13 protein-coding genes and 1 pseudogene are annotated in these 9,082 nt (G+C 68.2%); 6 read left to right on the top strand and 8 right to left on the bottom strand.

Going from position 1 to position 9,082, the window contains the following annotated elements; genetic code table 11:
- The 4 genes and pseudogenes from ADL29_RS45525 to ADL29_RS27580 all read left to right on the top strand — a co-directional run.
- Window positions 1–125, top strand: a pseudogene (locus ADL29_RS45525) (12-oxophytodienoate reductase); the annotation flags it as partial.
- Window positions 126–236: 111 nt separating this feature from the next.
- Window positions 237–824, top strand: a complete 588-nt coding sequence (locus tag ADL29_RS44650) for a B12-binding domain-containing radical SAM protein (protein WP_211274400.1) — start codon at window positions 237–239, stop codon at window positions 822–824.
- Window positions 821–1,471, top strand: a complete 651-nt coding sequence (locus ADL29_RS44645) for a radical SAM protein (protein WP_211274399.1) — start codon at window positions 821–823, stop codon at window positions 1,469–1,471. The genes ADL29_RS44650 and ADL29_RS44645 overlap by 4 nt, the downstream gene beginning before the upstream one ends.
- Before the next feature lie 346 nt (window positions 1,472–1,817).
- Complete coding sequence (locus tag ADL29_RS27580) at window positions 1,818–2,174, top strand: hypothetical protein (RefSeq protein WP_053926289.1); 357 nt, start codon at window positions 1,818–1,820, stop codon at window positions 2,172–2,174.
- A 231-nt stretch (window positions 2,175–2,405) separates the two neighbouring features.
- On the opposite strand, the gene ADL29_RS27575 is transcribed toward ADL29_RS27580, so the two are convergent.
- From ADL29_RS27575 to ADL29_RS27565, 3 genes are all read right to left on the bottom strand, one after another.
- Window positions 2,406–3,539 carry a PP2C family protein-serine/threonine phosphatase gene (locus ADL29_RS27575; protein WP_053926293.1) on the bottom strand — a complete coding sequence of 378 codons (1,134 nt, stop codon included), beginning with the start codon at window positions 3,537–3,539 and terminating at the stop codon, window positions 2,406–2,408.
- 219 nt (window positions 3,540–3,758) lie between these two features.
- Window positions 3,759–4,127, bottom strand: a complete 369-nt coding sequence (locus ADL29_RS27570; RefSeq protein ID WP_053926288.1) for a low affinity iron permease family protein — start codon at window positions 4,125–4,127, stop codon at window positions 3,759–3,761.
- Window positions 4,128–4,274: 147 nt separating this feature from the next.
- A complete protein-coding gene (locus ADL29_RS27565) occupies window positions 4,275–5,003 on the bottom strand; it encodes a MerR family transcriptional regulator (protein WP_245689655.1) in 729 nt (242 codons plus the stop codon).
- 176 nt (window positions 5,004–5,179) lie between these two features.
- Between ADL29_RS27565 and ADL29_RS27560 the strand changes: the two genes are divergently transcribed.
- The gene (locus ADL29_RS27560; RefSeq protein WP_053926287.1) at window positions 5,180–5,869 is read left to right on the top strand and encodes a hypothetical protein; all 690 of its coding nucleotides are present in this window, start codon (window positions 5,180–5,182) and stop codon (window positions 5,867–5,869) included.
- A gap of 6 nt (window positions 5,870–5,875) precedes the next feature.
- Window positions 5,876–6,823 (top strand): SRPBCC family protein, encoded by a 948-nt coding sequence (locus ADL29_RS27555; RefSeq protein WP_053926286.1) that lies wholly within the window; start codon window positions 5,876–5,878, stop codon window positions 6,821–6,823.
- Window positions 6,824–6,868: 45 nt separating this feature from the next.
- Here the strand turns inward: ADL29_RS27555 and ADL29_RS41730 are convergent, their stop codons facing one another.
- From ADL29_RS41730 to ADL29_RS27535, 5 genes are all read right to left on the bottom strand, one after another.
- Window positions 6,869–7,042, bottom strand: a complete 174-nt coding sequence (locus tag ADL29_RS41730) for a CsbD family protein (protein WP_078971331.1) — start codon at window positions 7,040–7,042, stop codon at window positions 6,869–6,871.
- A gap of 67 nt (window positions 7,043–7,109) precedes the next feature.
- The gene (locus ADL29_RS27550; RefSeq protein ID WP_053926285.1) at window positions 7,110–7,520 is read right to left on the bottom strand and encodes a gas vesicle protein K; all 411 of its coding nucleotides are present in this window, start codon (window positions 7,518–7,520) and stop codon (window positions 7,110–7,112) included.
- Window positions 7,510–7,770 (bottom strand): gas vesicle protein, encoded by a 261-nt coding sequence (locus ADL29_RS27545; RefSeq protein ID WP_053926284.1) that lies wholly within the window; start codon window positions 7,768–7,770, stop codon window positions 7,510–7,512. The genes ADL29_RS27550 and ADL29_RS27545 overlap by 11 nt, the downstream gene beginning before the upstream one ends.
- Complete coding sequence (locus tag ADL29_RS27540; protein ID WP_053926283.1) at window positions 7,767–8,615, bottom strand: GvpL/GvpF family gas vesicle protein; 849 nt, start codon at window positions 8,613–8,615, stop codon at window positions 7,767–7,769. Before ADL29_RS27540 ends, ADL29_RS27545 begins: the two co-directional genes overlap by 4 nt.
- The gene (locus ADL29_RS27535) at window positions 8,612–9,064 is read right to left on the bottom strand and encodes a gas vesicle protein (protein WP_053926282.1); all 453 of its coding nucleotides are present in this window, start codon (window positions 9,062–9,064) and stop codon (window positions 8,612–8,614) included. Before ADL29_RS27535 ends, ADL29_RS27540 begins: the two co-directional genes overlap by 4 nt.
- Window positions 9,065–9,082: the final 18 nt, after the last annotated feature.

Here is a 9,082-nt window from a genome sequence, read left to right as displayed (position 1 = left end):
AGTTCGACCTGGTGGCTGTCGGCCGTGCGTTGCTTCAGGATCCGTTGTGGGCGGCGAAGGTGCTGGGGGACCGGTTCGAGGAGCTGAAGCCGTATGACGTGGCGGCGCTGAAGACCCTGAGCTAGGCGTGTCCGGAGGGCACCGGTTCTCACCGGTGTCCTCCTGCCGTTCCGGGTCGGGCCGTCCCCGCCGCTCGCCGGGGAACCGGGCCACACGCTCCCGGAGTCCTGGCAGTCATGCGCGTAACGATGATCCTGCCGGCACTGACCGAGGCGACCAGTCCGCTGTTCCGGCCCGTCAAGTACTCGCTCTTCCCGCCGCTGGGCCTGGCGACCCTCGCCGGATATCTGGACCCCGACGACGAGGTCACGCTCCACGACGAACGTGTGGAACGGCTCGACATCGAGACGTGGGAGACTCCCGACCTGCTGGTGATACAGCCGTACATCACCTCCGCCCGGCGCAGCTACGAGATAGCCGATCACTTCCGTGCGCGGGGCGCCCATGTGGCCATGGGCGGTCTGCATGTGACATCGCTTCCGGACGAGGCCGCGGCGCATGCCGACACCCTCTTCACCGGGCCCGGCGAGGACACCTGGCCGCAGTTCCTCAAGGACTTCCGGGACGGTGTACCGGCCCGCCGCTATGACTCCAGGCAGCGGACCCTTGCCGGGCTCCCGCCCGTACGCCGGGACCTGATCAAACGTCAGCTCTACCTCGTGCCCAACTCCCTCGTGGTGTCGCGGGGCTGCCCGCACCACTGCGACTTCTGCTACAAGGACGCGTTCTTCGAGGGCGGCTGTGGCAGGCGGCCGGCACGGTGAAGTCGGTACTGGAGCCGGGTCTGCTGGAGCGAGCCGCGGACGCGGGCCTGCGCAGCCTGTTCGTGGGCTTCGAGACCGTCAACGACGCCAACCTCGCCGAGCGCCGCAAGAACCAGAACATCGGCCGGGACTACGGGGCCGCGGTACGGCGCCTGCACGACGCGGGTGTCATGGTGAACGCCAGCTTCGTCTTCGGGCTGGACCAGGACGGTCCGGACGTCTTCGACCGGACCGTGGAATGGGCCGTCGAGCAGGGCATCGAGACCGCGACCTTCCACATCATGACGCCGTATCCGTCGACCGGACTGTGGAAGCAGCTGGCGGCCGAGGACCGCATCGTCCACCAGGACTGGGACCTCTACGACACCCGCCACGTCGTCCACCGGCCCAAGGGGATGACGGCCCGTCAGCTGGAGGACGGCTACTGGCGCGCCTATCGCGACTTCTATCGCTGGTCGAACATCTGGCGCGGCGCCGCCTCCCAGCCGGGACCGCACGAACGGCTCCGCCACCTGGCGTACGCCGCCGGCTGGAAGAAGTTCGAGCCCGCCTGGGATCTGCTGATCCGCTCCCGTCGGGTGGTCCGGGCGCTGCCGATGCTGGAGCGCACCCTGGAGGCATTCGGCGGCCGGCGCCCAGGGGCCTGATCCACCAGGGCCCGCCCCGACTCCACCGTGCGGCCCCCGATGAACCCGGTACCCACGGCGAGTTGGGCCGGCCGCGATCCGCGGCCCGGTCCGACGGGGCCTTCCCCCTCCCCGCGCTGCCCCGAACCACAGGCCCGCGCGCTGCCGTTCGTCATCGCGTACGGGCGGCACTTCGTTCCGCTCCGGCACCCGCGCGCATCCCTGCCTCGGCTCCGACGTCGTGAGCGTCCGTTCGCGGCGGTCATGGGCGCGTCGCTTAACAGGACGAGAGATGCACATTAGCCTCTCATAACTGTACGAAGTCGATCATTTACTGATCGTATCCGTTCAATCCACCGGAGAAGAAATGCGTAAGTTCCACAAAGCTGCCGTTGTGATCGCCGCCCTCGGCAGCATCGCGCTGCTCGGCGCCGGCACTGCCCACGCCGACGGCGGTTACAGCGGCGGCAAGCAGGGCGACAAGTTCGACGTCAAGCAGGGCAGCTCCTGTCGGTCGCACGACCTGAACGTCGACGTCCTCGGCGAGGTCGGGATCCTCAACGGCCTGCTGGGCAACGCGCTCGGCGGCGAGGGTGCCCCGGGTGCGCAGGACACCAAGATGGGCTCGTCCATGGGCTGCAACAACGCCTTCGACAACAGCAGCAAGGAAGGCAAGGACGACAAGGACGACAAGGACGAGAAGGACGACAAGGACGAGAAGTAACAGGAAAACGGGTCCCGGTGTCCGCGCCGCAGGCCAGCCGCCGGGACCTGGTTTCGACGTTCCACGGCCCGCGTCCGGCCCGGAGGCGGGCCGCTGCGCTGCTCGCGGCACCCGATGAGGGCCTCACCCGGCTCGTTGCTGCCTCCTCCAGCCGAGTGGCCGATCCCTCTCGAAGTGGCTTGCGTTCTGCCGTCGGCACGTGCCGGATTCCCCTTGTGGGTCAGGGGGAAGTCAGAGCGGGTGCATCTTCCGCGATGACCTGCCGAGGGGACGGTGGATGGCGATGAGGGCCGCGTCGTCGTCGAGACGCCCGCCGGTATGGGAGAGGAGGTCACGCCGGATGTGGTGCAGGAGCGCCTCTGGGGAGTTGTCGGTCCACTGGGCGGCTCGTTCCGCGAACGGATAGAAGTTTCCTTCGCGGTCGCGCGCTTCGATGACGCCGTCGGTGTAGACGAGAAGGGTGTCGCCGGCCTCGAAGGTGACCACGTCGATGGTGTAGTCCGCCGGTGCCGTGCTGTTGACGCCCAGCGGGGGCGCGGGGTGCAGGCTCGGGGCGGTGACGGCGTGGGCGGGGCTCAGCAGGAGTGGTGCCGGGTGCCCGCAGCTCGTCATGTGGGTGATATGGCCCTGGTCGGGGATCTCCAGCAGCAGTGCGGTGACGAAGCGCTCCCCGGCCTCGTCCGCCGGCTCGAAGTCGGCCTGATAGCGGGTGACGCTCTCTTCCAGGGCGGCGGCCAGGGCGGGCAGGGCGGTGTGCCGATGGGCGGCCTCGCGGAAGGCGCCGAGCAGGAGGGCGGCCTCGCCGATCGCAGCCAGGCCCTTGCCCCGCACGTCGCCGATCATGATCCGGGTTCCGCCGTCGACACGGGTCGCCGCGTACAGGTCACCGCCGATCTGCGCCTCGTCCTCGGCAGCCAGATACAGCGAGGCGACCCGCAGGGGGCCGATCCAGTCCGGCAGCGGCCACAGCAGCACATGCTGCGCAGCCTCGGCCACCGACCGCACCTGGGCCAGTTCTCTTCTGCGCCGGTCCCGCAGGATGCAGTAGAAGACCACCAGAGAGGAGAGCGCGGCGAGGGCGACGATCTGCACCAAGACGTTCCGGGACGCCAGCACGCCGAAGTGCAGACCGATGAACGCCTGGGCGCCCACGGTGAGGAGCCCGATCACTGCGGTCAGCGCAGGGCCGGCGAAAGAGGCGGTGATCGCGGGCGCGATGACCAGCAGCGGGCCCAGGTGGACGTCCTCCGGCACCAGGATGTCCACCACGGTGATCACGATGATGAGCAGCAGGGGAATCGCCAGCAGCGCATGGCCCGGCCGCCATGGCTCCCACCAACCTGTAAAGCGCTCCCTGAGGCCCACGTCTTCCACATTGCACCGCTCCTGGGGCGGCTGACGAATTGACCGGGCGCCGTCGGTCAAGACGGCTTCCGTCGGATCCCGTTCTGCCTGTTCAAGGCGGTGAGGGCAGTGCGGTTGCCGTGCGGTGGATGCGGAGCAGCATGCGACACGATACGTTTCGTCTTGATTGGGTCGCCGACCGCTGGGCGCCTGGGGTGAGACGAGACGCTGATGTCTCTTCTATGTCTCTCCCTCCATCCGGATCGCCTTCCTGAGATCCTCCGCGGCTTTGCTGCTGCCGCCTTCCCGCGCTTCCAGCAGGGCCGCCGCGAGGGCATCGAGTTTGCGCTGAATCGCGTGTTCCGCCCGCAGTTCGGAATTCTTCAGCAATGCCAACAGCAGCAGAGTGACCGCCGTCATCAAGTCTCCGACCAGCAGTTGCGTTTCCAGGGAGAGATGAGCGAGGTGGACACCGATGAACAGGGCGATCAGAGCGAGGCAGGAGACGAAGAAGGCGGGGGAGCTGGTGAAATGTGAGGACTTCTGGGCGAGTTCGGCGAAGCGGCCCCGCTTGTCACCGCCTCGGCTGGCTGGGTGGCGAAGAGTCATGTCCCTTCCTTTCGGGTCACACAGCGGGAGGGGCGCGCTGACTGCCCGTAGCGATGCTGATGCTACGAGCAGGGTCCCCGCGAACAATGTCCGGAACACGCCACCCGGAATGACGGCCCCGCCTGATCCTCGTCCAGCCTGCGGGCCTCAGGGCCTGGTCACGGGCGCCTGGAGTTCGGTCACCCAGTCATCGCGGTTGTCCGGGCACTCCAGGCTGACCTCACGGGGGTATCCGGCCGACCGGTAGCCGTTGCCGTCGATCCAGCGGGCCAGGGCCTGGGCCGTGGGCAGCACCGTGTCCATGGAGCCGCGGTGCACGATCGTCGCCGCCTGGTCGATGGGCGGCAGGTCGAGGACCCGGAAGGCATCGTTCTGGAGGGGAGCCGCGACGTGAATGGCGGCGTGGACGATGATCCTTCCGCCGCCCTCCGGCGCGTCCTCGTAGTAGGCGACACCCGGTCCTGTGGGGGTGACGCCCGCCGCGTCCAGGCGCCGGAGCAGCTCGTCGTAGAGCGGCCCGATGACCGGGCCGATGTCCTCGGGACCGAAACTCGCGGCGGTCGCGGTCAGCTCCGCCACCCGGGCCGCCGGGACGTTCTTGATGACGACGTCGTTCGTGGGCATGTGCCCCTCGCTCTCGATCGAGCGGAGCCTCGCCTCGACCTGGACCAGCCGTGCCGCCGCGGCGGCCATTGTGGCCTCCAGCTCTGCTTGCCGCAGACGCAGCATGCCGCGCAGTTCCTCGGTGCTGATCCTCTCGTCCACGATCTGCTGCACCTGGTGGAGGGTGAAGCCGAGGTCCTTGAACGCGATGACGCGGTTGAGGCGGGTGAGCTGGGCGGCCGTGTAGTAGCGGTAGCGTTCAGTGCCTGACACCGTGTGAGGGTCAACCGGCCACCCCGCCCGGCCGACCGCTCTCGCGGACCGTTGTCCCGACTGGCGGCCCGCCCCGGTACCCATGATCAGGCCGCTCGGGATGCGCTCGACAGGATGCGGACCACTCTTGAAGTAGGGCGCCGATTGCTGCACGGCGGGGAAAAGGTGACACATCCATGGACGAATCAACCAAGATCATGCTTGCCGCCGCGTTGGCCGGCGGGTACGTACTGGGCCGTACGAAGAAGGGACGCTTCGCCCTCACTGCGGCGTCGTTCCTCGCCGGGCGGCAGTTCGGGCTGGAGCCGCGCCAGCTGTTGGCCGAGGGTGTCCGTCGGCTCGGAGAGATCCCTCAGGTCGCGGACCTGGGCAAACAGCTGAGTGGGGAGGTTCTGGAAGCCGGGCGGCAGGCGGTGGCCACCGCCGCCAACAGCGGTCTGACGGAGCTTGCCGATGCGCTGCACGACCGTACTCTCCAGCTCGAGGCCGGTGGGGCGACAGAGGAGGAAGAAGAGAGCGAGGGCGAAGAGGAGCCTGAGGAGCGGCCCCGTCGGGGTGCGTCACGGCGCACAGAGCGAGGAGGCGCGGCGAAGAAGGCCGGACAGCGGCCGACAGCCAAGAAGACCGGCACAACGAAGAAGTCCGCGAAGAAGGCGGCGACGAGCTCCGCGACCGCGAAGGAAGCGTCGGGGAAGAAAGAACCAGAAAAAAAGGCTCCGGCCAAGAAGTCCTCCGCGCGGAAGACCACGGCGAAGAAGGCGGGGACGAAAGCCCCGGCCAAGACAGGGCCGGCGAAGAAGTCCGTAAAGAAAACCACCGCGAAAACCACCAAGAAGGCATCGTCGCGCGTCAAGGGCCGGAGGTGACCGGACATGGCCAAGGCCGGACAGGGCAACGGGGACGCGGGCCTCGATCGGCTGCGTGAAGAGCTCGGCGGATTTCTGGCGGCATGGGTCGGGAACCTGGCGGAACGCGCCGGCGGCAAACTCACCGATGTTACGGAACAGCTCACCGACTTCGCAGCGAACGGCGGATCGCTGTCCGGAATCGCGGGCGGTCTGCTGGGCGGCGATTCCCCCCTGAAAGCGGTGTTGAGCGGAAAGGCAAAGGACATCAAGGACAACGTGCTGGGGAAGGCCAAGGAGGCGCTGGGCGGCGGGGGTGGGTCCGGCTCGGGCGACAAGAAGGTCACCAATATCGTCGAGGTGCTCGACGTCGGTGTGCCGCTGCGTACCGCCTACGACTACTGGACGCAGTACGACGAGTTCAGCAGCTTCACCAAGGGCGTACGCAATGTCTCGATGAACGATGAGACGACCAGTGACTGGAAGGTCAAGGTCGGTCCGTCGGCCCGTAGCTGGAAGGCCACCGTTCAGGAGCAGATCCCGGACGACCGCATTGTCTGGACGTCGGAGGGCGCCAAGGGATCGACCCGTGGTGCGGTCAGTTTCCATGAGCTGGCGCCCAACCTGACCCGCATTGTGCTGGTCGTCGAGTACTACCCCTCGGGGCTGTTCGAGAAGACCGGAAATCTGTGGCGCGCACAGGGCCGTCGGCTACGGCTCGACTTCAAGCACTTCCAGCGGTTTGTGACCTTCGCCGACGAGGCGCCGGAGGGCTGGCGCGGCGAAGTGCGCGACGGCGAGGTCGTACGGACCCATGAAGAGGTCGTGGAGGACGAAGAGGGGGAGGACGAAGAGGCGGAGGGTGAAGAGGGGCCCGAGGAAGAAGAGTATGAGGAGGAGGGCGAGGAGGGGGACGGTGAAGAGGAGGACGGCGAGGAGGATGAGACCGAGGACGAGGCCGAGGAAGAGGAGTGAGGGACTTCCTCGGCTCGCCCGGGCCCGCCCGGGCCCGCCCGGCCGTCAGTGCCTGAACTGGTGCCTCCGCCTTTCCAGTTCATACTTGGCTTTCCCCATGACCTTCTCGAATTTCCCTTTCCGTTCCATGCTCTTGTTGCCGAGCATCTTTCCGATGGTTTCCCTTGTCTTCCCTTCGGCTATTTCGCCGAGGTTCTTCGACGTCTTTCTGATGTTCATTTTCCTTGCTCCTGTCGAGTCCTTCTCGTCGAGTTGACATTTGGCGGGTTGTCATTCGGTCGGGTTGTTATTCGTGCGGTGGCAGCAACGTCCCGAGAGGCCCCAGATCCAGGTTGAGGTCCTGCATGGTCAGGTCGTAACGGGCACAGAGATCCACCATTCGGCTGTGGAGGATCATCAGCGTCGCCCCGAGCCGTTCCTCCTGTTCCTCGGTGAGATCCCCGGCGTCCACCCGTCGCAGGGCCTGGCGTTCCATGAGCTGCCGCAGCAGCTCGACGAGGGTGAGGACGAGCTTGATCAGGTCTCGTTCCACGGTGTCGGGGTCGGTGTTGAGCCGGGGTGCGGGCCCGCGGGATGCCGAGCCGGCCCGGGGCAGGGAGTCCTGCGGTGCCGCGGGGAGCAGGCGGAAGGCGCGGCTCGCCGCGTCGGCGACCTCGTCGAAGCGGCCGGGCGGGCGGTCGGCACCGTCACGTGTCATGGCGGTCTCGCGCGGGCGTGTTCTCGGGCGGAGCGATGGCGGGCCAAGGGCCGGGATTCTCTTCGCTGATGGCGACGATCAGCGCGCGCAGCGAGACGCGTACGAGATCGATGTCGGCTATGGACAGCACGACGTCCCCGGTGAGCACCACGCCACCGCTGAGCAGCCGGTCCAACAGGTCGATCAGTGCGATCTGCCGGTCCGGCAGCGGCTCGTCCGTCGCGGCCGTCGGTCCGCCCGCTGCTCTCACGGCGTGGCTCTCTCCAGCGGCTCGGCGTCGGCAGGTGTGGCGAAGGAGTACGGGGCCCAGGGGCCGGTGATCTCGATGCGTACGCCGGGAATCCCCTCGGCGGCCCGCAGCACGTCGGCATGGAAGCTCTCGGCGTGCTCCCGCGGGACGAGATAGGCGTCGTTGACGACGTTCTCGCCGGGCCCGCGGGCCAGTTCGCCCTGTTGCGGACGGTGCTGCACCCGGTCGACCGCGTGGGCGCGGGCGGCATCCTCGACCCGCCGGGCCGCCCGTTCGGCATCACGGTAGGCATCGTCGCGGGCGTGCCGCTGCGCCCTGCGGCGGCTGAGGTAGGCCCGCCCGGGGCTCAGCCCGGCGTCCGGCGGAGGTTCGTCCGGCTGCCGGGCCGCCTCGGCCGCCTCGGATGTCTCGGCCGCCTCGACGAAGATCTTGACGCCCCACTCCACCTGCGCCTCCAACGCAGAGAGCCGGTCGGCGAACGCCTGCCGACGGGTCTCGAGCATCAGGCGCACCCGCTCGTCATCGAGGTAGACGGTGGCCAGCCGGAGCGGCAGGACGGTGGTACGGGCGGCCAGCGCCTCGATGACCCGGTGGTGGGCGCGGGCGACCGACTCCAGCCAGTCCAGGTCTTCGAGATGGGCGCGCAGCGCGTCCTCCAGGAAGTCCTGCGCGGGCACCGGGCCGACCGCGACGACCACGTCTGCCTGCTGCGCCGTGCGCACCAGCCGCACCGGTGCGTCCGCCACTCCCGGCAGTCCGGCCAGCGCGTCCTCCAGCGCGCCGTCGGCATCCCGCGCGACCGCGTACGCATAGCTGATGGTGTCGTGACTGTCGGTCTCGGTCATGGCGTGTCCCGCCTCGTGTCACGGCGACCGGTCTCCGTCCGTTTGCCGGCCGTGGTCCGCGACGGGTTCGAGGCGCGCCCGGTCCGGCTGCGCTTCTCGGCCGGCGGCAGCTCACGGTCCTTGCGCAGCTCTTCGATCTCACCGCGCAGCCGTTTGTTCTCCTCGGCGAGGGAGCGGTAGCCGTCGGACGCCCGGGACGACAGCGCGGGGTCGTGCTCCCACCAGTCGATGCCCATCTCCTTCGCCTTGTCGACCGAGGCGATCAGCAGCCGCAGCTTGATGGTGAGCAGTTCGATGTCCAGCAGGTTGATCTGGATGTCGCCGGCGATGACGATGCCCTTGTCCAGGACCCGTTCCAGGATGTCGGCGAGATTGGCCGACGTGCCCTGGCCGTACTGGGTCGCTCGGGACGGGTAGTCGCCCAGCCTCCTGGCGACGGGTTCGGTCACGGCTGTTGCCTCCCTTCG

Origin of the sequence: Streptomyces chattanoogensis (genome assembly GCF_001294335.1) — a bacterium.
In the GTDB taxonomy this organism is placed as follows: Bacteria; Actinomycetota; Actinomycetes; order Streptomycetales; family Streptomycetaceae; genus Streptomyces; species Streptomyces chattanoogensis.
This window is presented reverse-complemented; position numbering and strand designations above follow the sequence as displayed.